This is a genomic window from Devosia sp. (assembly GCF_034675085.1).
In the GTDB taxonomy this organism is placed as follows: Bacteria; Pseudomonadota; Alphaproteobacteria; order Rhizobiales; family Devosiaceae; genus Devosia.
Genome location: NZ_JAUCDN010000002.1, coordinates 1 through 21,091 on the forward strand (window position 1 = coordinate 1; position 21,091 = coordinate 21,091).

20 protein-coding genes are annotated in these 21,091 nt (G+C 64.2%); 8 read left to right on the forward strand and 12 right to left on the reverse strand.

Annotated features, from left to right (window positions below; genetic code table 11):
- The 5 genes from VDP82_RS00190 to VDP82_RS00210 form a co-directional block, all read left to right on the forward strand.
- Window positions 1-1,283: hypothetical protein (locus VDP82_RS00190; RefSeq protein ID WP_323012811.1), on the forward strand; the 1,283-nt coding region annotated here is incomplete at its 5' end.
- A 204-nt stretch (window positions 1,284-1,487) separates the two neighbouring features.
- The gene (locus VDP82_RS00195; RefSeq protein ID WP_323012812.1) at window positions 1,488-2,204 is read left to right on the forward strand and encodes a FadR/GntR family transcriptional regulator; all 717 of its coding nucleotides are present in this window, start codon (window positions 1,488-1,490) and stop codon (window positions 2,202-2,204) included.
- Between the two features lie 84 nt (window positions 2,205-2,288).
- Window positions 2,289-3,197, forward strand: coding sequence for a 5-dehydro-4-deoxyglucarate dehydratase (gene kdgD, locus VDP82_RS00200; RefSeq protein WP_323012813.1), 909 nt, complete (start codon window positions 2,289-2,291; stop codon window positions 3,195-3,197).
- On the forward strand, window positions 3,194-4,330 hold the full coding sequence (locus VDP82_RS00205; protein WP_323012814.1) for a mandelate racemase/muconate lactonizing enzyme family protein: 1,137 nt from the start codon (window positions 3,194-3,196) through the stop codon (window positions 4,328-4,330). The genes kdgD and VDP82_RS00205 overlap by 4 nt, the downstream gene beginning before the upstream one ends.
- Window positions 4,330-5,202 (forward strand): amidohydrolase family protein, encoded by an 873-nt coding sequence (locus VDP82_RS00210; RefSeq protein WP_323012849.1) that lies wholly within the window; start codon window positions 4,330-4,332, stop codon window positions 5,200-5,202. Before VDP82_RS00205 ends, VDP82_RS00210 begins: the two co-directional genes overlap by 1 nt.
- Before the next feature lie 66 nt (window positions 5,203-5,268).
- Here VDP82_RS00210 and VDP82_RS00215 read toward each other — a convergent pair whose 3' ends face one another.
- From VDP82_RS00215 to VDP82_RS00260, 10 genes are all read right to left on the reverse strand, one after another.
- Window positions 5,269-6,639, reverse strand: coding sequence for an MFS transporter (locus VDP82_RS00215; RefSeq protein WP_323012815.1), 1,371 nt, complete (start codon window positions 6,637-6,639; stop codon window positions 5,269-5,271).
- Window positions 6,636-7,637 carry a lactonase family protein gene (locus tag VDP82_RS00220; RefSeq protein WP_323012816.1) on the reverse strand — a complete coding sequence of 334 codons (1,002 nt, stop codon included), beginning with the start codon at window positions 7,635-7,637 and terminating at the stop codon, window positions 6,636-6,638. Before VDP82_RS00220 ends, VDP82_RS00215 begins: the two co-directional genes overlap by 4 nt.
- Window positions 7,634-8,455: an NAD(P)-dependent oxidoreductase gene (locus tag VDP82_RS00225; RefSeq protein ID WP_323012817.1), complete on the reverse strand. Its 822-nt coding sequence runs from the start codon at window positions 8,453-8,455 to the stop codon at window positions 7,634-7,636. The genes VDP82_RS00220 and VDP82_RS00225 overlap by 4 nt, the downstream gene beginning before the upstream one ends.
- Window positions 8,452-9,510 (reverse strand): Ldh family oxidoreductase, encoded by a 1,059-nt coding sequence (locus tag VDP82_RS00230; protein WP_323012818.1) that lies wholly within the window; start codon window positions 9,508-9,510, stop codon window positions 8,452-8,454. The genes VDP82_RS00225 and VDP82_RS00230 overlap by 4 nt, the downstream gene beginning before the upstream one ends.
- A gap of 18 nt (window positions 9,511-9,528) precedes the next feature.
- A complete protein-coding gene (locus VDP82_RS00235) occupies window positions 9,529-10,314 on the reverse strand; it encodes an ABC transporter ATP-binding protein (RefSeq protein WP_323012819.1) in 786 nt (261 codons plus the stop codon).
- Entirely contained in the window at window positions 10,311-11,195 is an 885-nt protein-coding gene (locus VDP82_RS00240; RefSeq protein WP_416347055.1) for an ABC transporter ATP-binding protein, read from the reverse strand. The genes VDP82_RS00235 and VDP82_RS00240 overlap by 4 nt, the downstream gene beginning before the upstream one ends.
- Window positions 11,170-12,087 (reverse strand): ABC transporter permease, encoded by a 918-nt coding sequence (locus VDP82_RS00245; protein ID WP_323012820.1) that lies wholly within the window; start codon window positions 12,085-12,087, stop codon window positions 11,170-11,172. The genes VDP82_RS00240 and VDP82_RS00245 overlap by 26 nt, the downstream gene beginning before the upstream one ends.
- Window positions 12,084-13,112, reverse strand: coding sequence for an ABC transporter permease (locus VDP82_RS00250; RefSeq protein ID WP_323012821.1), 1,029 nt, complete (start codon window positions 13,110-13,112; stop codon window positions 12,084-12,086). The genes VDP82_RS00245 and VDP82_RS00250 overlap by 4 nt, the downstream gene beginning before the upstream one ends.
- Before the next feature lie 92 nt (window positions 13,113-13,204).
- Complete coding sequence (locus tag VDP82_RS00255) at window positions 13,205-14,809, reverse strand: ABC transporter substrate-binding protein (protein WP_323012822.1); 1,605 nt, start codon at window positions 14,807-14,809, stop codon at window positions 13,205-13,207.
- Window positions 14,810-14,909: 100 nt separating this feature from the next.
- Window positions 14,910-16,058 carry a mandelate racemase family protein gene (locus tag VDP82_RS00260; RefSeq protein WP_323012823.1) on the reverse strand — a complete coding sequence of 383 codons (1,149 nt, stop codon included), beginning with the start codon at window positions 16,056-16,058 and terminating at the stop codon, window positions 14,910-14,912.
- Window positions 16,059-16,171: 113 nt separating this feature from the next.
- On the opposite strand from VDP82_RS00260, the gene VDP82_RS00265 reads away from it, so the two are divergent.
- Entirely contained in the window at window positions 16,172-17,803 is a 1,632-nt protein-coding gene (locus tag VDP82_RS00265) for a family 43 glycosylhydrolase (RefSeq protein ID WP_323012824.1), read from the forward strand.
- Here VDP82_RS00265 and VDP82_RS00270 read toward each other — a convergent pair.
- Entirely contained in the window at window positions 17,784-19,043 is a 1,260-nt protein-coding gene (locus tag VDP82_RS00270; RefSeq protein ID WP_323012825.1) for a Glu/Leu/Phe/Val dehydrogenase, read from the reverse strand. The genes VDP82_RS00265 and VDP82_RS00270 overlap by 20 nt on opposite strands.
- 258 nt (window positions 19,044-19,301) lie before the next feature.
- On the opposite strand from VDP82_RS00270, the gene VDP82_RS00275 reads away from it, so the two are divergent.
- A complete protein-coding gene (locus tag VDP82_RS00275) occupies window positions 19,302-19,787 on the forward strand; it encodes a CAP domain-containing protein (protein ID WP_323012826.1) in 486 nt (161 codons plus the stop codon).
- A complete protein-coding gene (locus VDP82_RS00280; RefSeq protein ID WP_323012827.1) occupies window positions 19,777-20,004 on the forward strand; it encodes a sulfurtransferase TusA family protein in 228 nt (75 codons plus the stop codon). Before VDP82_RS00275 ends, VDP82_RS00280 begins: the two co-directional genes overlap by 11 nt.
- Before the next feature lie 257 nt (window positions 20,005-20,261).
- Here VDP82_RS00280 and VDP82_RS00285 read toward each other — a convergent pair whose 3' ends face one another.
- Window positions 20,262-20,990, reverse strand: a complete 729-nt coding sequence (locus VDP82_RS00285; RefSeq protein WP_323012828.1) for a hypothetical protein — start codon at window positions 20,988-20,990, stop codon at window positions 20,262-20,264.
- Window positions 20,991-21,091 lie beyond the last annotated feature (101 nt).

Sequence of the window (21,091 nt, forward strand, 5' to 3'; positions counted from 1 at the left end):
CCACCGATATCGCCCAGCTTTCCGAAAGCGCCAATTCCACCATCCAGCAATTCACCGCCGCCTATCGGCAGCTGACCGGCGATGTGGAGCATGCGGCCCGCCAGCGCGGGCAGTTCGAGAGCCTGCATGCCGATACGCTGGGCGAGCTGGCCGACACCATGGGCGATGCCCTGGCCGAGCTGGCCCGCCAGCGCGCCGTCTCGGTCGAGAGCAGCGCCGAAACCGGCCGCGTCTCGCGCCAGATCGTGGGGCGCATCGCCAGCGCCGTCATGGCCTTGCAGGTTGGCGACGCCACCCGCCAGCGCATTGAGCATGTGGAGGCCGGCCTTGCCGCGCTGTGCGGGCTGATCGAATCGCAAAGCCTGAACGAAGCCGACCGCCCGCCGGCGCTCGCCATTCTGGGCGGGCTGCAAGGGGCCCAGCTCTCGGCCGCGACCGACGCCTTTGAAAGCGACGTGGCCGAGGCCGGCGAGGCGCTGCGCAGCCTGGCCGCCGATGCGCGCGGCATCATGGAGCGCAGCCGCCAGATTTACGGCCAGGGCAACATGTCGTCGCTGGCCACGCTCAGCCAATCGGTCCGCCATGCCGCAACGGTGCTGCGCGACTGTGAGACCGAGCGCGGCAAGCTCGAACGCGTCGCCGGCGCCGTCCTGGCCACGGTCGGCGCCTTGCTGGGCCATGTCGAGGCCGTGCAGGAGATCGAGGCCAATATGCGCCTTGTCAGCCTCAATGCCGCGGTCAAATGCGCCCAGCTCGGCCCGCGCGGCGCCGCGCTCAACGTCATCGCCAGCCAGTTGCGCGAGCTGACCGGGGAAACCGTCGCCGCCGCCGAAGCCGCCATGGCCGGCCTGCACGAGGCCGCCCGCCTGGCGCAATCCTTCGGCGCGGCCGCCAATGGCGATGCCGCCGGCCGGATCGGCCAGCTTGAACACGAAGCCACGGCCGCCTTGGTTTTGCTCCAGGCGGTGGACAAGGGCCTGGCCCAGGCGATGGAGACGCTCGGTCGCGATGGTCCCCAGGTTATCGGCCTGCTGGGCAAGGCGGCGGCAACCTTCACCAGCCAGGCCGGCATTTCCGAAACCATGCGCGATCTGGGCCTGCGCCTGGTGGCGGCGTGCCCCGACAGGTCGGGGCCGCCCCCGCAGGCCGTTGCCGGCATGCTGGATGACCAGCGCAAGCGCTATACCATGGACGCGGAGCGCCGCATTCACGACGCGATGTTCGGGACGGCGCCCGAGGAACCCGCTGCCGAAACGGCGCTGGACGACGCCTTTTTCCTGTAGCGCCGGGCGCAAGACCGGCGCCGCCGGCCGCGTTCTCGGCGCGGCGCCGCCGGGCCGGCGGATTCTTCCCCTCTGCCGGCCTATCCTGCCCGCGCGAATAGACGTACACATTGCCCTGACAAATCATACAAGTTAACCTGCTGCAAAATAACTCTGCTCGGCGGCCTCGACACGCGGCCGCCAGCCTGTGATCGGGGAAGGTTCATGACGAATTTGGCGCCTGGAAATCAGGATAGGGGCACGACCCTGGTGGCCCAGGTCTCCAGCCAGTTGCGGGAGATGATCGTTGCCGATGCCCTCAAGCCGGGCGACAAGCTGCCCAGCGAGGCGCGCATCGCCGAAACCTATGGGGTGAGCCGCACCGTGGTGCGCGAAGCCATCGCCGCCCTGCGCGCCGATGGCCTGGTCGAGCCCCGCCGCGGCGCCGGGGTCTTCATCCTGGAGCCGGCGGCAAGCCCCGCCCGCCCCTTCCAGGGCATTGATCACGCGCGCATTTCCTCCATCGTCGAGCTCATCGAATTGCGCGCCGCGGTGGAATCGGAGGCGGCGGCCCTGGCCGCCATTCGCCGCTCCCCGGCCCAGGAAGAAGAGATTTTCGAGCGCCACCACGAGGTGCAGCGCTGCATCGAGGCGGGCCTGTCCACCACCACGGCGGATTTCGCCCTGCACAAGGCCATTGCCGGGGCCACCAATAATTCGCGCTTTTCCGAATTCATGCAGCTGATCGGGCCCAACGCCATTCCGCGCGCCAACCTGCCCACGCCCCCCGCCCCCGAATATCTCACCCAGATCCACCAGGAGCACGACCGCATCGTCACCGCCATTTCCAACCGGGAAAGCGAGATCGCGCGCCAGGCCATGCATGACCACCTGATCGGCAGCCAGCGGCGCTACCGCGCCCTCCTGCGAGGGGACGGATAGAGATATCATACAGCTATTGACATTAATCAGGCAGGTTTGTATTCCGAAAGTTGAACCCCTCGTTCGACAAGAAGGACTAGCCCGATGGACGTCTCAACGCTCAAACACAATCTGGGAGCCGGACTGCTCTCCTTCCCGGTCACCCATTTCGACGCCGCCGGCCAGTTCAATGCCGAATCCTATCGCCGTCACGTCGACTGGCTCTCCGGCTTCGAGGCCGCCACGCTGTTTGCCGCCGGCGGCACCGGGGAATTCTTCTCCCTCAGCCCCGAGGAAATCCCCGCCATCGTCGCCGCTGCCAAGGAGGCCGCCAATGGCCGCGCCGCCATCGTTTCGGGCTGCGGCTACGGCACCGAAGTCGCCATTTCCATCGCCAAAGCCGCCGAAAAGGCCGGCGCCGATGGCATCCTGCTGCTGCCCCACTACCTGATCGATGCGCCCCAGGAAGGGCTCTACGAACATGTGCGACAGGTTTGCCAGTCCATCGGCATCGGCGTCATGGTCTATAACCGCGACAATTCCATCATCCTGCCCGATACGCTGGCGCGGCTCTGCGAGGTCTGCCCCAATCTGGTCGGCTTCAAGGACGGCTCGGGCGATATCGGTCTTGTCCGACAGATCACCGCCACCATGGGCGACCGCCTGACCTATCTGGGCGGCATGCCCACTGCCGAGCTTTTTGCCGAAGCCTATCTGGCCGCCGGTTTCACCACCTATTCCTCGGCCGTCTTCAACTTCGTCCCCACTTTGGCGGTGGAGTTCTACAAATCGCTGCGCGGCGGCGATCGCGCCAATTGCGAGCGCATCCTCACCGAATTCTTCTATCCCTTCATGGCCCTGCGCTCGCGCCGCAAGGGCTATGCGGTTGCGGCCGTCAAGGCCGGCGTGCGTTTGCAAGGCTTCGATGCCGGCCCGGTGCGCAGCCCGCTCTCCGATCTGACGGGGGAAGAAGAAGCCATCCTTCTCAACCTCATCGGCACCCATAAAAGATGAAAATAGTCGAGATCCGCACGCATCTCCTGGAACACCGGCTCGACCGGGCCTTCGAAAGCGCATCCATGCGCTTCGATACCAGGCGGCACGTACTGGTCGAGATCGTCTGCGACGACGGCACCACGGGCTGGGGCGAGTGCCTCGGCCCGGCGGGGCCCAACGCCGCCATCGTCGCCGCCTACCGCCCCTTCCTGCTGGGCCGCGATCCGCTTGAAACCGAAAAACTCTGGGCCGAGCTTTACAACGGCCTGCGCGACCAGGGGCAGCGCGGCCTCACCGTCACCGCCCTGTCCGGCATCGACATCGCCCTGTGGGATATCAAGGGCAAGCATTTCGGCATGCCCATTTCCGCCCTGCTCGGCGGCCGCTTCCGCAACTCCGTGCGCGCCTATGCCACCGGCTTTTTCAAGCAGGACGGCATCGACCGCGTCGCCGACGCCGCCGCCCAGGCCGCCCGCTACCGCGCCGAGGGCTTTCACGCCACCAAGGTCAAGATCGGCTTCGAGCCGGAAGAGGATTTGCGCGTCATCGCTGCCGTTCGCCAGGCCATCGGCCCCGATATGGGCCTGATGATCGATGCCAATCACGGCTACGACGCCATCGAGGCCATTGCCGTCGGCCGCAAGGCCGCCGCCTATGACATCGCCTGGTTCGAGGAGCCGGTGGCGCCTGAACAGCTCGACGCCTATCGCGCCGTGCGCGCGGGGCAACCCATTCCGCTGGCGGCCGGCGAAACCTGGCATACCCGCTGGGGCATGCGCGCGCCCATCGAGCAGCGCGCCATAGACATCATACAACCCGATCTCGGCGGCTGCGGCGGCTTCACCGAGGCCCGCCGCATTGCCGACCTCGCCAGCCTGCATGGCGTGCGGGTCGTGCCCCATGTCTGGGGCACCGCCGTGCAGATTGCCGCCGCGCTGCAATTCATGGCCGGCATGGTGCCCGACCCGGTGCGCCGCCGGCCCATCGAGCCCATTCTCGAATTCGACCGCACCGACAACCCCTTCCGCCAGGCGGTGGTGAAAACCCCGCTTGAGCCGGTCGCCGGCGTTCTTTCCATTCCCGATGGCCCCGGCCTCGGCATCGAGATCGACCGCGACGCCCTCATCCATTTCGCACCCGAGCCCGCATGATGATCGAGCGCACCTATACCGGCCCCCGGCCCCGCACCGTCCTGCCGCGCGGCACCATCGATACCCAGATGCATATGTATCTGCCCGGCTTCCCCGCCCTGCCCGGCGGCCCGGGCCTGCCCGTCGATCCCCTGCCCACGCCCGACGATTATCGCCGGACCATGGCCTGGCTCGGCATCGACCGGGTCGTCGTCACCCAGGGCAATGCCCATCAGTTCGACAATGCCTGTCTTCTGGCCTGCATCGCCGCCATGGGCGATGTCGCGCGCGGTGTTGCCGTCATCGCCGGCGACACCCCCGATGCCGAGATGCGGCGCCTCTGCGACGCGGGCATTGTCGGCGCCCGCATCATGGACCTGCCCGGCGGCGCCGTTGGCCTTGCCGGCCTTGCCGATGTCGATGCGCGCGCCCATGCCTTCGGCTGGATGCTGGCCGTGCAGTTCGACGGCACCCATATTCTCGACCGCATGCCGCAATTGCTGGCGCTGAAAAGCCGCTTCGTGCTCGACCACCACGGCAAGTTCTTCTCCGGCATCGCCCCCGACAGCCCGCAGGTCGACGCCGTTAAGCGTCTCATCGATACCGGCAAGTGCTGGTTCAAGTTTGCCGGCTGCTACGAATCGAGCCGCAGCGGCGGTCCCGACTACGGGGATATCGCCGCCATCGCCCGGCTGATCGCCGCCTATGCGCCCGAGCGGATCATCTGGGGCACCAACTGGCCGCACAATGCCGCCAGGGTCACCGCCGACTATCCCGACGACGCCGCCCTCACCGATACCGTGCTGTCCTGGTTCCCCTCCGAGCGGGAGCGGCGCCTGGCGCTGGTCGATAATCCCCAGGCGCTGTTCGGCTTCTCATCCTGGTCGCATTAGGGCTGCTTTTGCGGCCCTGCGGTGAGGCTCGATGCTAACAATCTGTTAGCCGATACCCCTCAAAAGTCACGACCTGCGCCCCAGGTTTCGCGGCAGGCCGATCAGCGCCGCCGAGGCCAGCGCTCCCACCCCGCCGAGCACGATCAGCGCCTGCTGATAGTCCCCCAGGGCCGGCCCCGCTCCGCCCAGCATATCGAGCGCCATGCCCGCCGCGGCGATGCCGCAGGCAATCGACAAGTTATTGAAAACAGTCGATAAAATCGAAACGTCCGCCACCCGGTCATTGCTCAGCGTGGCATAGCCCAGCGCCTGGATTCCGGAAAAGAACGTCGCCCGCACCAGCCCGCCCGCCGCCATGAAGGCCACGATCACCAGCGGCTCCACCCCCGGTTGCAACAGCCCCATGCCGCCCTGCAACGCCGCCGCCAGCCACGCCGTCACCCAAAGCACGATCGCGAAGCCGAACAGGTGAAAAACCCGGCTCACGATCAACTTGGAGGCCGCTGCTCCAATGGCTCCGGCGAAGGTCAGAAGCCCCGATTGCATGGGGCTGAGGCCGAAACCGAGCTGCAACATCAAGGGGATAAGGAAATGCGTCGCCCCGGTGCTGAACCGGAAGATGGCGCTGCCGATGCTCGAAACGCGGAACGCTCCATTGCGGAAAAGCCCCGGATCGAGCAGCGGATGCACCAGCCGCCCGGCCCGGTCGATATAGGCCCAGCCCAAAACGATCCCCATGCCGATCAACCCTGCTCCCAGCCAGCCCGGAACCAGCGGCAGGTTCAGCACCGACATGCCGAAAATCAGTGCCGGAAAGCACAGCGCCAACAGGCCAAAGCCGATTCCATCGAGCGGCGCCGGCGTCTCGGCCCTCATATCCGGGATGACCAGTTTCGAGGCGATTATGCCAGCAATTCCAATGGGTAGGTTGATCCAGAAGATCCAGTGCCAGCTGGCATAAGTGGCAAAAAATCCGCCGATCAACGGCCCCACCACCGGCGCGATCATCGACGGCAGCGCCCAGCGCGACATCGCCTCGACCAGTTCCTCCCGGGACACGCTGCGCACGATGATCAGCCGCGCCACCGGCGTCATCGCCGCCGCTCCCGTTCCCTGCAGGAACCGCGCCGCCACCAGGGTCGCAAGATCATGCGCCAGCGCACAAGTCACCGATCCCGCCATGAAAGCCAGCATGGAAAGCACGAAAACCCGCCGCGCCCCGAAGCGGTCGGCCAGCCAGCCGCTGATGGGAATGAACATGGCCACCGCCACGATATAGGCGGTCAGGGCCAGCTTGAGCGGCATCGGCTCGATGCCGAAATCACCCGCAATGGCCGGCAGCACCGTCGCCAGGGCCGAGGAATCCATCTGCTCCATGAACATCGCTACCGACAGGACCAGCAGCAGCGCCCGTCTCGGGCCGGTGCGACCCGTCATGGAAGCGGCAGGGACAACGCCCAGCTCGGTCGCTCTGCCGTGCCGAAATCCGCCGCTTGCGTAAGAGTGCCATCGGTCTCGACGACGAAGATGCAGCCCCGATGCCCCCGAAATCCGAGCACCGTCACGAAGGCGCCGCCAGGATCGATGGCGAGCGCACGGGGATAGTCCGGCGTCGGCACCCAGCCCAGCCGCGTCAGCAGGCCCGTCTCCGGCGCCACGGCAAACGCTACCAACCGGTTCGACCGGCGCTCGGTCGCCAGCACGAAACGCCCATCCGGGGTGATCCCGATATCGCCGCCCATGGGCGCAAAGCCAGCCTTCTGGTCGACCACCAGAGGCAGCCGCTGCACGCTGGCGACCCTTTCCGGACCAATATCCAGCGTCACCACCTCGCCGCTCTCCTGGCTGACGAGATAGGCGTGCCGCCCGTCAGGAGCCCGGCACAAATGCCTCGGTCCGCTGCCCGGCGGCTGCGCGATGGCCTGCACCACCTCAAGCTCTCCCGTGTCGGTCTGACCGACGACGCCAAGCACATCGCCGCGACAGGACGAGGCCAGCATTCGCCCCGCGCCCAGCGCGATGATCCCATGGGCCATCGGCCCCACGGCGCAGCGCGCGCGCAGATGCGGCAGACCTTTTTCGTCCAGCGGCAGGGCAAGCACATCTTGCCCCGCTGCGGCGAGCAATTGGCGCCGCTCCGCATCGAAATGCAGGAAGCAGATATCGTCATCCAGGGGCAGTCGTCCCAGGAGAGACAGCGCCGCCCGATCAGCCGCCAACGCGAATGTCAGTACTTCCTTGCGGCTGCCGCGCCAGGCCAGATAAAGCCGTGTTCCATCGGCATTGAGCGCCATGGACGCGGCATTGGCCTCGCCGGGCGGCACCGGCAGATCGAGCACGCCGCGCGGCAAGATACTGCGGCTGGGGAGATCGAACTCATGCAAGGACAGATTGGCGCTGCGCGAATTGCAGACGATCAGGAGATGCCTTCTCATCGGCGCCCGCGCCGCCGCAACATGTCGAGATCGCCGGCAAATTCCTTGGCCGCCGAGCCCCCGCCCTGGAGGGACGCGGCAACCATACCGGCAGGGCCCGCCTCGGGGTCGATCTCAGCCAGATAATCCTCGGCGTCGTCCTGCGGATCGTAGCCCAGCGCAATGGCGCGGGCATTATCGCACCAGGCCCTGGTGTTGCGGGAAATGCCGAACACCGTTTCGCAGTGATAATCGGCATCCAGTCCCACCCGAACGATGGCAGTCAGGTCGCGCGGCGAAATCCAGGTGGAGAGCGCGCGCAGGCTGCTCGGCTTCGGCTCATAGCTGCCGATGCGGATGAGGAAGCCTTTGATGCCATACTTGTCGGCATAAAGGCTTCCCAGCCCCTCGACGAAGATCTTGGTCACGGCATAGCGGGAATCGGGGCGTGGCAGGTCGCGCTCATCGAGAATTTCTCCCGCCGGATACATGCCCACCACATGGTTGGAACTGCCGAAGACGATGCGCTTGACACCATTGACCCGCGCCGCTTCCCACAAATTGGTGGCGGCGATCAGATTGGGTCCGATCAGGCGTTCCCACGGACTTTCCTTGCGATTGCCCGCCATATGCACGATGGCATCGACATCGCGGCAAAGCGCGTGGGTGAAGTCGGCATCGGCCAGATCCCCCTGCATCATTTCCTCGCCGGGGCCCGCCGCGCCCATGGGCGCGATATCGTTCAGGCGCAGGATTTCGCCTTTGCGCGCCAAAGTCCGGCGCAGCAGTGTTCCGATGCCGCCGGCGGCCCCGGTCAGCAGAATGCGGGGCCCGCTCACGCCCCAAGCCCCTTCAAGTGCAATCCGTGCTTTTGTGCCCACGGCACCAGCGCATCAGTGATAAGCGTGGAAAGCGCGACACCCTCGCGCAATTGCCGCTCGCGCAGGGCCAGACCTCTTTCGCCCGGCAGGCGCACCGGCCGGGCCGGATCGATGGCTGGAACCGCATGGGCGCTCTGGGCAAAATAGCTGAGCTCGCGCCGCAGGACATCCGCCCCGGAGAAGAATTCCGGATCGAGCACCTGCAGGAACACATTGGCCTGCCACCCCCGGGGCTCCAGCACGCGGCCCTGACCGGACAAGCCATGCGTCAGCGCCTCGGTGAGAATGCCCAGGCCAAAGCCCTTATGGCCATTATCCACGCCCCCCAGCGGCAGGATGGCGCCGGGGGGATCGGTGAAGCGCACCTGCGGGTCGCCACCGGCCACGCCGTCGGCCGAAACCAGCCAATCATGGGCAAAGCGCTCTCCCGTCCCGGCAAGGCGCTTCACCATGCCATTGGTGGTCGAGGAGGTGCTGATATCGACCAGGATCGGCTTGTCGTCGGTGGGAAGGCCGAAGGCGATGGGATTGGTCGAATGCAGCGGCCTCTTGCCGCCGGCCGGCGCGACGCAGCGCTCGGTCGGGTCGGACACCGAGACGATGCCGATCAGCCCCGCATCGGTCACCGGCTTGAGATAGGCGACAAGGCTCGCCGTATGATGACTGCGGCGAATGGAGAGGGTAAAGGTGCCCAGCCGCCGCGCCCGCTCGATGCCCAGAGCAAACCCTTGGGAAATGAGCCAGGGGCCGGGCAGGAAGTGCCCATCCCAAAGAGCCGTGGCGTCCTTGTCCTTGAGCACCTCGAAGCTGCCCGCGCGCGCCATTCCGCCTGCCTCCAGCGCGCTGAGATAGGCGGGCAGCAGCGCCAGCCCATGGGTGGAGTGGCCCATGAGGTCACCCTCGACCAGAAGCCTGGCCACGTCTGCGGCAAACTGGCCGGGCAGGCCCGAGGCCATCAGGGCGGCACGGGCAAAATCGACAAGGTCATCCGCGACGAAACGGGCAGAAGTCATGGTGATGTCCTCAAAATATCAGGCGGTCTTGGCGGCGCCTGCAAGGCTTGACGCCATGGAGCGGTCATAGCGGCGGCTGGCCTCGAACAGGATGCGCGTGTAGTCGGTCCGCGCCTCGCCGGCGAGCAGCGTCGGCACCTCGAGCACTTCCTCGATCCGGCCCTGCTGCATCACCCCCACCCGGTCGCACAGATGCGCCACCACGGCCAGGTCATGGCTGACCATGATATAGGTGAGGTTGCGGGCGCGCCGCACATCGGCCAGCAGGTTGAGGATCTCCGCCTGCACCGAAACGTCGAGGGCCGATGTCGGCTCGTCCAGCAGCAGCACGCTGGGTTCCAGGATCAGCGCCCGGGCAATGGCGACGCGCTGGCGCTGGCCGCCCGACAATTGATGCGGATAGCGGAAGCGCGCCGCGGTCGGCAGTCCCACCTGGCCGAGCACCTCGACAATGCGCCGGTCGATGTCGCCGATGCTATGGATGCGCAGGGGCGCCGCCAGCGTTGTGTTGACCGTATGCTTGGGATGGAGCGACCCGTAGGGGTCCTGAAACACCATCTGGATCTTGCGGTGATGCGCCTTGGTCAGCCGGCCGGCGACAGATTGTCCGTCGACGGAAATGCCGCCGGTCCAATGACGATAGAGCCCGGCGATGCAGCGCAGAACGGTCGATTTTCCCGAACCGGATTCGCCCACCAGGCCGAACACCTCGCCCGGCGCCACCTCGAAATTGATGGCGTTGAGCACCTTGTGCTCCTCGGCCGCCGTCTGGAAGGCCAGATCGAGATTCTGCACCGAGATCATGGGGTGATTTCCTTCTGGAGCCGGGACCAGCTCGGATCGCGCTGCATCACCGGCAGGCGTGGCCGGCGATGCTCGAGCGAAGGCAGCGCATTGAGCAGGCCCCGGCTATAGGGGTGCTGCACATTGTCGAGATCGGCCGCCGCCACCGTCTCCATGATCTGCCCGCCATACATGATGATGACGCGATCGCAGAAGGAGCGAACGAGGTTGAGATCATGGCTGATGAAGATCAGCCCCATGCCGCGCTGGCGCACCAGATCGTCGAGGATGGCAAGCACCTGCAATCTTACGGTGACATCCAGAGCCGATGTCGGCTCGTCGGCGATGATCACCTCGGGATTGGAGATGAGCATCATGGCGATCATGATGCGCTGGCCCATGCCGCCGGAAACCTGGTGCGCATATTGCCCGAACACGCGCTCGGGCGAGCGGATCTGCACCGCAGCCAGCATGTCGAGCGTGCGCGCCTTGGCTTCCTGCCGCGACACCTTCTGGTGCACCCGATAGGCCTCGGCGATCTGCTCACCCACCGGAATGACGGGGTTGAGCGAGAATTTGGGATCCTGCAGGATCATGGACACCCGGGCGCCGCGAATGGTCTGCATGGTCTTTTCATCGGCATGGGCGATATCGACCTCGCCGAATTGCAGCCGGCTGGCGGTGATCTCGGCATTGCCGGCCAGCAGCTTCAGCAGGGCCCTGCCGACGGTGGACTTTCCCGAGCCCGATTCCCCCACGATGGCGAGTTTTTCGCGACCCAGGTTGAACGACACGCCCCGCACCGCCTCGAAGCTGGTGTAGCGCATGCGGTAGCGCACCCAGAGGTCCTCCACCTGGAAGAGCGGAGCGGACGGGTCAGTTGCTTTTGGGGTCGAGGACATCGCGCAATCCGTCTCCGAAGAGGTTGAAGGCCAGGCTGACGATCATGATCGCCAGGCCGGGGAAGGTGACCATCCACCAGCTGTCGAGCATGTAGGCCCGCCCGGTCGAGGTCATGGCCCCCCATTCGGGGGTCGGCGGCTGCGCGCCCAGGCCGAGAAAGCCCAGGCCGGCCGCGGTGAGGATGATGCCGGCCATGTTGAGCGTAAGGCGCACGATCACCGACGGCAGGCACATCGGGATCACCGAATGGAAGATGATGTGCCAGGACGAGGCCCCTTGCAGCTTGGCGGCGGCAATGTAGTCGGTGGAGCGGATGGTGAGCGTTTCGGCGCGCGCCAGGCGCGCCATCGCCGGCCAGCCCGTGAGCGCGATGGCCAGCACCGCCTGTTCGAGACCGGGGCCGAGCACGGCCACGAAAGCCAGCGTCAGGATGAGGCTGGGAAACGCCAGGAACAGATCGGTGATGCGCATGACGATCGTATCGACGAAGCCGCCGAAATAGCCGGAAATGGCCCCGACGATCAGCCCGATCGGCCCTACCGTCACCGTCACCAGCCCCACGATATAGAGCGTGATGCGCGCGCCATGCACGATACGGCTGAAGATATCCCGGCCATATTCGTCGGTGCCGAAAAAATTCGTCGCCGAAGGCGGCAGCCGCGCGCCGCGCAGATTTTGCAGATTGGGATCATGGGTGGCGATCAACGGCGCGAAGATGGCGAGAACCACCAGCAGCACGATAATGGCCAGCCCGACCATGGCGAGGCGATTGCCCAGAAAGGTCAGCGCGCCGATGCCCAGGCGCTGCAGGATGGCCTCCCGTGGCGAGCGCGCTTCGCGCGTCAGGAAAGGCTGCTTGGGCGCTGGGGCGGCCGTCGGTTCGGAACTCATCGGGACGTCCTGGGATCGAAGATGGTGTAGAGGAAGTCGGCGATGAGGTTGAGAGTGATGAAGACCACCCCCACCAGCAGCACGCAGACCATGATGGCGTTCATGTCGCCCAGAAGCAGGTTGTTGGTGAGATACTGGCCGAAGCCGGGCCAGGCGAAGATGGTCTCGATGAGCAGAGCCCCTTCCAGCATCGAGCCATAGGTCAGCGCCACCACAGTGAGCAGCTGCACCCTGATATTGGGGAAGGCATGCCCCCAGACCACCTGCCAGGTGGAGAGGCCCTTCACCCGGGCTGAAATCACATATTCCTGGCCGAGCTGGTCGATCATGAAGCTTCGCGTCAGCCGGCAGAGCGAAGCCATGGAGGCATAACCCAACACCGATGCCGGCAGGATAATATGACGTATGGCGCTGCCGAACACTTCCATGTCCCCGGCCAGCAGCGAATCGATCAGCAGCATGCCGGTAACGGTGGGCACCAGGCCCTCGTAGAAGACGGCGACGCGTCCCGAACCGCCGACAAGGCCGAGCTGGGAGTAAAAAACCAGCAGGCCCATCATGCCGAGCCAGAAGATCGGCACCGAATGGCCCAGCAATGTCACGATGCGAATGATGTGGTCGCTCATCCGGTCGCGGCGCACGGCGGCCAGGACGCCGAGCGGAATGCCGATACCGGCGCCGATCAGCAGCGCAAGCGTCCCCAGCTCGATGGTAGCGGGAAAAACGCGCAGGATATCGTCGATGACGCGATGGCCGGTCAGCAGCGCCGTTCCGAAATCGCCGGTCAGGATGCGCCCGACATAGAGGCCGAACTGCACGTAGAGCGGCTCATCGAGCCCGAGGCGCTGGCGCACTGCCTCATAAGTCTGGAAATCGGCATCCGGCCCGACCAGCTTGGACACCACGTCCACCGGCATCACCTGGCCGAGAAAAAAGGTCAGTGTGACCAAAAGGAACAGCGTGATGGCGACGGAGCCGGCCGATTGCAGGAAGCCCATGACTTTCGCGCGACGATACTGCGACATGGTTTGGCCTTTCGGATAGAGGCCGACGGAAGCCGTTCCGCCAGCGGATCGAGGGAGCAGCGCGCCCCCTCGACCGGAGTTGCAAGAGCGCCTCAGCGCTGCTTGACGACGTCGCGATAGCGCGTGTTCTGGTAGGGGTGTGAGACGAAGTTCACCAGGTCGTCCTGATAGACCACCGTGCTGTAGAGCTGCGAGATGACCTGCAACGGCGGCACGGACTCCTCGAACTTGAGCTGGATGTCTTCATACATGGCGCGCTGCTGATCGGCGTCGGGCTCGAGCAGGGCCGCGTCCAGCAACTCGTTGATCTCAACGCTCTGGAACGAGGTGCGCCAGGCTTGCAGTGTATAGAGCTTGGCTTCATCGCTATTGTCGTTGTTGTAGACCAGCGAAAGCAGGCTGGTATAGGGATGCGAGCCGTTGCGGTCGCCCCCGGCTCCGACGATGATTTCGAAATTGCGCTCGCGCATGGCGCCATAGACCTGGTCGCCATTGCCGGTGATGATCTCGGCCGCGATGCCGGCCTGGGCCAGGGTAGCCTGCAACGCCGTGGCGATGTTCACGAAAGGCGATTCCGCCAGCACGCGAATGGTGGTGGAGAAGCCTTCGGGATAGCCGGCTTCGGTCAGCAACTGCTTGGCATAGTCCGGATCGAGCTTGTATTCGGGATCCGGCAGCGCGCCGGGCAGGCCCTTCGGAATCGGACGCTGGTGGAAGGTGCCGTAGAAAGGCAGGATGGTCTCGTTGATGCCCTCATAGTCTATGAGATGGCGGATCGCGAGGCGCACCTTGTCGTTGGCATATTTCTCGTCCTTGAGGCTCATCGCCACGTAATAGACGTTGCCGCTGGGCACTTCGGCCGTGATGAGATCGGCATTGGCCTGCAATGCCTGGATATCGGCCACGGACATGCCGGTGGCGATATCGATGTCCCCGCTCTGCAACGCCAGACGCTTGGACTGGGATTCAGGCATGTGCCGGAAGATCAGGCGCTTGAGTTCGGCCTGGCCACCCCAGTGGTCGTCGACACGATCGAGGATCACGATGTCGTTGGCCTGCCAGCGATTGAGCCGGTACGGGCCCGAGCCGGCGCTGTTGGTGGTCAGCCACCCCTGGCCGAAATCATTGTCGACCACATGCTCCATGGCGAGCTTGCTGTCGATCACCATGGCCACGCCTGCACCCGCAATGACCCCGAGAATGAGGTTGGGATCGTTCGGCTTGGGCAGGCGCACGACGACGGTATACGGGTCGGGCGCCGTGACCATCTCGGCGATATTATCTTCATTATAGCCAAAGACGCGGATGTTCGAGCCGCCAATGCCCAGGGCGAAGGCGCGCTGCATCGACCAGAGGAAGTCCTCGGCCGTCACCGGATTACCCGAATGGAATTTAGCGTCCTTGCGCAGATGGAAGGTGATGGTGTTGCGATCTTCGCTCAGCTCCCAGCTTTCCGCCAGGCGCGGGTGGAAGACGCCGGCCTCCACCGGGTCGGCCTCGATCAGCGAGTCGTAGATATTGCTGTTGATTTCCACCGACTCGCGCCCGCTCATGGCGGAGGGATCGAGCGAAAGCATGCTGACCATGCTCAGGCCCACGACCAGCTGGTCGACCGGCGTTTCGGCCTGTGTGGCCAGGGTGGTGCTGGACAGCAGCGTCGCCAGCGCCAGGATGCGAAGCGTGTTCTGAAATTTCATGATGGTGAAATCCTCCCGATAGTTACCATACAGGTTTCTACATCAATCCAGCAAACCCTGGCAATATGTAATATAGGTTTATCGGAAAAGCGCGTTGCTGTCAGGCCACCTTGTGCGCGGCGATGTAGTCGAAATTGATGTCCTCGCCTAGGCCGGGCCGCTGCGAACCATGCACGTAGCCGTCCGAATCCATTGGATCGGTGGGGCTGTTCAGGTATTCGGGCACGGCGTCATAGTCGAGGAAGGGATGGAGCAGGCCGCGCTCGTACCAGTCGCAATTGGGAATGGCGAGACAGGCGGCCAGATTGGCGGCGCCATTGCCGTGGATTTCGCAGTTCATCCCATGCGCCTCGGCCAGATGCGCCGATTTCATCAGCGGCGACAGGCCGGCTGAATTCAACACCCCCGCCCGCAGGATGTCGCTGGCTTCGGCCCGCACCCATTCGGCGCGGGTCCGGTATTTTCCGGGCGCCGATTCCGGCCCCAGCACCGGAATGTCAAGATTGCGGGAGAGCCAGGCATAGGCTGAGGGGCTGGCCTCATCCATGGGCTCCTCGATCCAGAGGAAATTCAGCTTTTCCAGCTCCCGTCCGATAAAGAGGGCGTCGGTGCGGCTATACCAATGATAGCCATCCAGCATCAGGGCGATATCCGGGCCGACGGCGTCGCGCACCGCCGCGCAGGCCTCTACGTCGCGGCGCGGGTCGGGCGCGCCGGGAATGGGCGGAAACCAGGTGTGAAGCTTGATCGCCTTATAGCCCCGCGCCACCAACGTCTTGGCGAAGCGGCCATAATCATCCGGCGTCGCCAGCCCGCCTTCAAGCTGGTCGCCGCACATGATGCTGCCATAGGCGGGGATCTTGTCGCGATAGGCGCCGAGCAGCTTATAGACCGGCACGCCCAGCGCCCGGCCGGCCAGGTCCCATAGCGCCTGGTCGAGCGCGCCCAGGGTGCGGTCGGCAAAATGCCCGCCGCTGCCGCGCTGCCGGCGCTCCAGATTTTGCCAGATGCGTTCACGGGCAAAGCCATCCTCGCCAATAGCCACCGGGCGCAGATATTTATCCACGATGGCCGGGCGCAGCGCGTCGGGATTCTGGAAGGCGTAGCCCTCATGTCCTTCATCGGTCCGGACGGTCAGCAGCGCCTGCACGGCGTCTTTTTCCGGGCCTGGATGAGAATGGCCGTGGCTATCCTGATGCTTGCGGCTCTTGTGGGTGAATTTCGTTACCGTAACGTCCACGATTTTCATGCGCGCCGGTCCTCCGCGACGATGGTGGCAATGGCGGGTATCGCCCTTTGACGTGGCGGGAGCGAGAAAGCTGTATACCTGCATTGAAAAGATATATGACATTTCGAAGGACTATGTGCAATCCTCGTCTCGCCGCCCGGTGGGACGCCGGCACAATCGTGATGGAGATGCAGGGCATGGACGATCACCCCAGGAAGACATGGGCGAAGGGTCCGGAGGGCCAGCGCAAAGCCGATCTGCAGGATGGCACCTTTCTCAATCCCATCCTGGCGGGGGACCATCCGGACCCGTCCATCCTGCGGGACGGCGACGATTTCTACATGACCTTCTCCAGCTTCGAGACCTATCCCGGGCTCTTGATCTGGCATTCGCGCGATCTGCTCAGCTGGCGCCCACTGAACGCGGCGCTGACGCGCAATATCGGCTCGGTCTGGGCCCCCGAACTGGTCAGGCATGAGGGGCGCTATTTCATCTATTTTCCCACCAAGGCCAATGCCGCGCCGGGCAGCCGCTCCACCAATTGGGTCATCTGGGCCGATGACATAGCCGGTCCCTGGTCCGATCCGATCGATCTGCATCTGACAGGACATATCGATCCCGGCCACGCCGTGGGCGAGGACGGATCGCGCTGGCTGTTCCTCTCCAAGGGAGATCGCGTCCGCCTCAGCCCCGACGGGCTCTCCACCCTGGGCGCGGTCGAACACGTTTATGATGGCTGGCGCTATCCGGAAGACTGGGACGTCGAAGCCTATGCCCAGGAAGGGCCCAAGGTCACGCGGCGCGGGGAGTATTTCTATCTTGTCTCGGCCGTGGGCGGCACCGCCGGTCCGCCCACCGGCCACATGGTGATCGTGGCCCGTGCACGCTCCATCCACGGCCCTTGGCAGAACCACCCCCGCAATCCAGTGGTTCGCACCCGATCTCTGGCGGAGAAATGGTGGTCGCGCGGCCATGCCACGCTCGTATCCACCCCGGACGGGCAATATTGGGCGCTTTATCACGGCTATGAGAACGGCTTCTGGACGCTTGGGCGCCAGACGCTTCTGGCGCCGGTGAGCTGGTCCGACGATGGCTGGCCGGAATTTGGCGGCGGCGATCTTTCGACCCCCCTGCTTGCGCCGCTGCCGGCGAGCCCCGGGCATCCAGGCCTGCCGCTGTCTGATAACTTCGCCGAAGATCGCTACGGCGTGCAATGGAGCTTTTTCAATCCAGCGCCCGACGAAAAATCCCGCCTCAAGGTCGGGGATCGCGCCCTCGTGCTTCAGGGCCGCGGCGCCAGCCCGGCCGATTCCTCGCCACTTACCCTGGTTGCCGGCGATCTGGCCTATGAAATTGAATGCCAGATCGAGCTCAGCCCCGATTGCTGCGCCGGGCTGCTTTTATTCTACGACCATCAGCTTTATTGCGGCCTGGGCGCCACACAGGACCACTTCATCACCCATCAATATGGGCAGAGCCGCGCAAGGCTGGCGCACGCTTACGGCCGCCAGCTCTTCATTCGTCTCCGCAACGATCGGCATAACGTCAGCCTATACACCTCGGGCGATGGCCTGAACTGGGCGCGTTTCGATCGCGGCATGGAAGTTTCGGGCTATCACCACAATGTCCGCAACGGCTTCCACGCCCTGCGCCCTGCCCTTTACGCCGCCGGAACCGGAGAGGCCATTTTTCGAAACTTTACCTACCGTGCCCTTGCCTGCGAGGCCCCCGTCGATGGACCCGCCCTCAAGGGAAGAGCCCCCTGATGCGCTTGGCGTCTCGCACTTTCTGCACGCCGATGGCCATGGCCGCCATGCGGTTGGAAATACCCTCGCGCGCGGCCCGGCTGGTCACTTCCTCGAAGGCCCTGTCCAGCAGCGCATGCAGCCGGCTGAGCACCTCGCCACGATGCCAGAACAATTGCTGCAAATCCTGCACCCATTCGAAATAGCTCACGATCACCCCACCCGAATTGCACAGAATGTCCGGAATGACGAAAATCTCGTCGCCGCGCTCGGCCAGCACCTTGTCGGCTTCGGGCGTGGTCGGTCCATTGGCGGCCTCGGCCAGGATGCGGCAGCGAATCCGGCCGGCATTTTCCCCGTTGATGACCCGTTCCACCGCCGCCGGCACCAGCACGTCGCAGGGCTGCTCAAGCAACTGCTCGGACGGAATGGCCAGTTCCTCCGAGAACCCCGCCAATACGCGATGCTTGCCCTGATGGGCCAGCAAGGCCTCCACATCGAGCCCCTTGGGATCGTAATAGGAGGCGGTGTGGTCGCCCGCTCCGATGATGCGCGCCCCGCGCCGATGCAGTTCCAGCGCCGCCACGCCGCCGACATTGCCCATGCCCTGCACGATGACGCTGCGCCCGGAAAAATCCTGGCCCAGCTTTTCGAGGGCCCGGCCGATGAGATGGACCACGCCCAGCCCGGTGGCCTCCCGCCGCCCCTCGGTGCCGCCCGAGCCCACCGGCTTGCCGGTGACGATCTCGGTCACCGTGCGGCCCTGATACATGGAATATGTATCCATGAACCAGGCCATCACCTGCTCATTGGTGCCGATATCGGGCGCCATGACGTCGGTATGCGGCCCGACAAAGGGAATCATCTCCTGCATGTAACGGCGCGCCAGCGCCTCCAGCTCCTGGGGGTGCAGCGAGGCCGGATCGACCGCCACCCCGCCCTTGGCCCCGCCATAGGGCAGGCCGGCCAGCGCGCATTTCCAGCTCATCCACACCGCCAGCGCCGCCACCTCTCCCAGGTCGAGATTGGCGGCAAAGCGCGTGCCACCCTTGGTCGGCCCGATGCTCAGATGATGCTGCACGCGATAGCCCTGATAGAGCGTCACCGATCCGTCGAGGCGATGAATGGGGCAGGATACCGCGATGGCCCGCTTGGGATAGAGCAACCGGTCCCGCTCATCCGGGCCGATCTGCAGATGATCGGCAATCTGGAGAAACTGGTTCCTGCACATCTCGAAAACCGGACCGGTATAAATCGACATTCAAATCCTCCTGCCTCGCGCGCCGCGCTCCGGCGCATGCCCAGCTTGCGCGGTCTGCGCCGGCGATACCAGAGGGAGCCGCATGATTGCCGAAAACAATCGTGGCAGGGAGACGGCAACCCCTTGCCGATCCCCGGCGGAAAACGCCGGCCCGTTAAGCCCGTGTCAGGGCCGCCCCGTTATGCTCCTGCGCGCCAACCATCTTTTGGCCTTGCTCGCCGCCTATGGGGCGGCACCATTTCCTTCCGGGATCAGTTCATGCGCCGTCTTTCCCTCTCCCCCCTTTCCCTGGTACCGGCCGCCGTTCTGGCCGGGCTGATGCTGGCTGGTTGCAGCATGGGCGGCATCGCCAACGCGCCCGGCGCGCTCTCGCCCGGCCTGTCCGCCCGCATGGACCAGCCCAATGCATCGCTCGACCGGGCCCAGGCCATCGATCTGGTCAATGCCTACCGCGCCGCCTCGGGCGTCGCCCCGCTCGCCCATGATTCCGCGCTCGACGGCTCGGCCCAGGCGCTGGCCAATCAATATGCCCAGACCGGCAATCCCCCCTCCACCCCGCAGGGGCTCAAGGTGATGAAGCTGAGCGCCGGCTATGCTACCTTCGCCGAAACCTTTTCCGGCTGGCGCAACAACAGTGCCGACGCGGCGGGCCTGCGCGCCAGCGCGGCCAAGGCCGGCGTCGGCGTCGCCTTCAATCCCGGCTCCGCCTATGGCATCCACTGGGTGCTGATCCTTGCCGACTGATTTTGAAACGCTGGACGCGCGCGGGCTGAAATGCCCGCTGCCGGTGCTGCGCATGGAAAAGCGGCTGGCGTCCCTCCCCGCCGGGGCGACGCTGGTCATCCTCGCCACCGACCCGATGGCGCGGATCGATATTCCCCTTTATTGCCGCCAGAACGGCCATGGCTGCACCCATGCCGAGGCGGACGGAGCCACGCGCTTCGAAATCGTCAAGGGTTAGGGAAAAATGGTGCCCCCGCCGGCATCAAACTGACGGTCTACATAATTGGAATCATTAAATATTTTTGGCGCAATTTTTAAAGATACCAACAAAAAGACCAACAAACTGGAATCCGTCTTAATTTCAGTGCGGCAGTTTTCCAGTAATAGCATATGAGTCGACGTGCTGCGTCTATGTCACGTAGTTCGGCAGCTTCGCCTTGTCAGCAGAAGGACGCCGAGGAGTTGCAAACAAAAGGTGCGGCCTCGTTTCATCACTCAGCACGCCCCTCTCACCGGCAATTCGCGCTTTGCGATGAAATAAATGTTTGCGTCATAGATTTTACCAAGACGGGGCGGTTCAATCCCGGAACCGGTGGGATCCTCGATAACCTGCTCTTTACCTCGCGCCAGGACCTTTACTTCACTAGTGCGCACGTCAACCGGCGACCATGTCGCGTAGAACCCGTCAACTATTCCTACCACTAGACTTATCGTATCGACGCTCCCTTCGACGATCCGCTTGGCAAATCGCTCAAATGTTGACGGCCTCACCATTAACGTGAACCCGACAGTATCGGGGTCAGTTCCTTTGACAACGAAGGCATAGCTATAGTCATAGCTCACCCAACCATACGCCACACATTCCTCAACGTCCTCATCTGAAGCCAGGCACTCAATTGAAAGTCCGAATATTTCTACAATCCTATCCGTCCCAAACATTTTAAATACAGTGTTACCGCTCGGCCTTAACTTTGCTCTTATACTGCGGCGCTTTGAATTTTCACCATCTTGGCGCATTCGACCGGCTCGGCGATCAGTCGCCTCCAGTATTTTCAGGTGATCTATAAGTTCAATTTCCACTGCGGAAAATGACAAGTTCCAACCCCAAGGGACATAGGACATTGCTGCGCCGTCTTGCCTTATTTCTGAGATGGACCAAGATGGATGCAGCGTACTCTCTGGCTCTTCAATCAGAACCATCTTGTATTCTAGATAATTTTCCATGTGTGCTATCAATATTTCTGAAAGCCTAATCTGAAATTAAGCGATATCAGCAGGTTTGGCTTAGCGTGCGCCCATATCGTTGATTCGGCGGCTTTGCGACA

What these genes read in the sequence shown, in the direction of transcription:
- VDP82_RS00195 (WP_323012812.1), top strand. Translation starts at nt 1,488, where the DNA reads ATGACGAATTTGGCGCCTGGAAATCAGGATAGGGGCACGACCCTGGTG.
- kdgD (WP_323012813.1), top strand. Translation starts at nt 2,289, where the DNA reads ATGGACGTCTCAACGCTCAAACACAATCTGGGAGCCGGACTGCTCTCC.
- VDP82_RS00205 (WP_323012814.1), top strand. Translation starts at nt 3,194, where the DNA reads ATGAAAATAGTCGAGATCCGCACGCATCTCCTGGAACACCGGCTCGAC.
- VDP82_RS00210 (WP_323012849.1), top strand. Translation starts at nt 4,330, where the DNA reads ATGATCGAGCGCACCTATACCGGCCCCCGGCCCCGCACCGTCCTGCCG.
- VDP82_RS00215 (WP_323012815.1), bottom strand. Translation starts at nt 6,639, where the DNA reads ATGACGGGTCGCACCGGCCCGAGACGGGCGCTGCTGCTGGTCCTGTCG.
- VDP82_RS00220 (WP_323012816.1), bottom strand. Translation starts at nt 7,637, where the DNA reads ATGAGAAGGCATCTCCTGATCGTCTGCAATTCGCGCAGCGCCAATCTG.
- VDP82_RS00230 (WP_323012818.1), bottom strand. Translation starts at nt 9,510, where the DNA reads ATGACTTCTGCCCGTTTCGTCGCGGATGACCTTGTCGATTTTGCCCGT.
- VDP82_RS00235 (WP_323012819.1), bottom strand. Translation starts at nt 10,314, where the DNA reads ATGATCTCGGTGCAGAATCTCGATCTGGCCTTCCAGACGGCGGCCGAG.
- VDP82_RS00240 (WP_416347055.1), bottom strand. Translation starts at nt 11,195, where the DNA reads ATGTCCTCGACCCCAAAAGCAACTGACCCGTCCGCTCCGCTCTTCCAG.
- VDP82_RS00245 (WP_323012820.1), bottom strand. Translation starts at nt 12,087, where the DNA reads ATGAGTTCCGAACCGACGGCCGCCCCAGCGCCCAAGCAGCCTTTCCTG.
- VDP82_RS00250 (WP_323012821.1), bottom strand. Translation starts at nt 13,112, where the DNA reads ATGTCGCAGTATCGTCGCGCGAAAGTCATGGGCTTCCTGCAATCGGCC.
- VDP82_RS00255 (WP_323012822.1), bottom strand. Translation starts at nt 14,809, where the DNA reads ATGAAATTTCAGAACACGCTTCGCATCCTGGCGCTGGCGACGCTGCTG.
- VDP82_RS00260 (WP_323012823.1), bottom strand. Translation starts at nt 16,058, where the DNA reads ATGAAAATCGTGGACGTTACGGTAACGAAATTCACCCACAAGAGCCGC.
- VDP82_RS00265 (WP_323012824.1), top strand. Translation starts at nt 16,172, where the DNA reads ATGTGCAATCCTCGTCTCGCCGCCCGGTGGGACGCCGGCACAATCGTG.
- VDP82_RS00270 (WP_323012825.1), bottom strand. Translation starts at nt 19,043, where the DNA reads ATGTCGATTTATACCGGTCCGGTTTTCGAGATGTGCAGGAACCAGTTT.
- VDP82_RS00275 (WP_323012826.1), top strand. Translation starts at nt 19,302, where the DNA reads ATGCGCCGTCTTTCCCTCTCCCCCCTTTCCCTGGTACCGGCCGCCGTT.
- VDP82_RS00285 (WP_323012828.1), bottom strand. Translation starts at nt 20,990, where the DNA reads ATGGAAAATTATCTAGAATACAAGATGGTTCTGATTGAAGAGCCAGAG.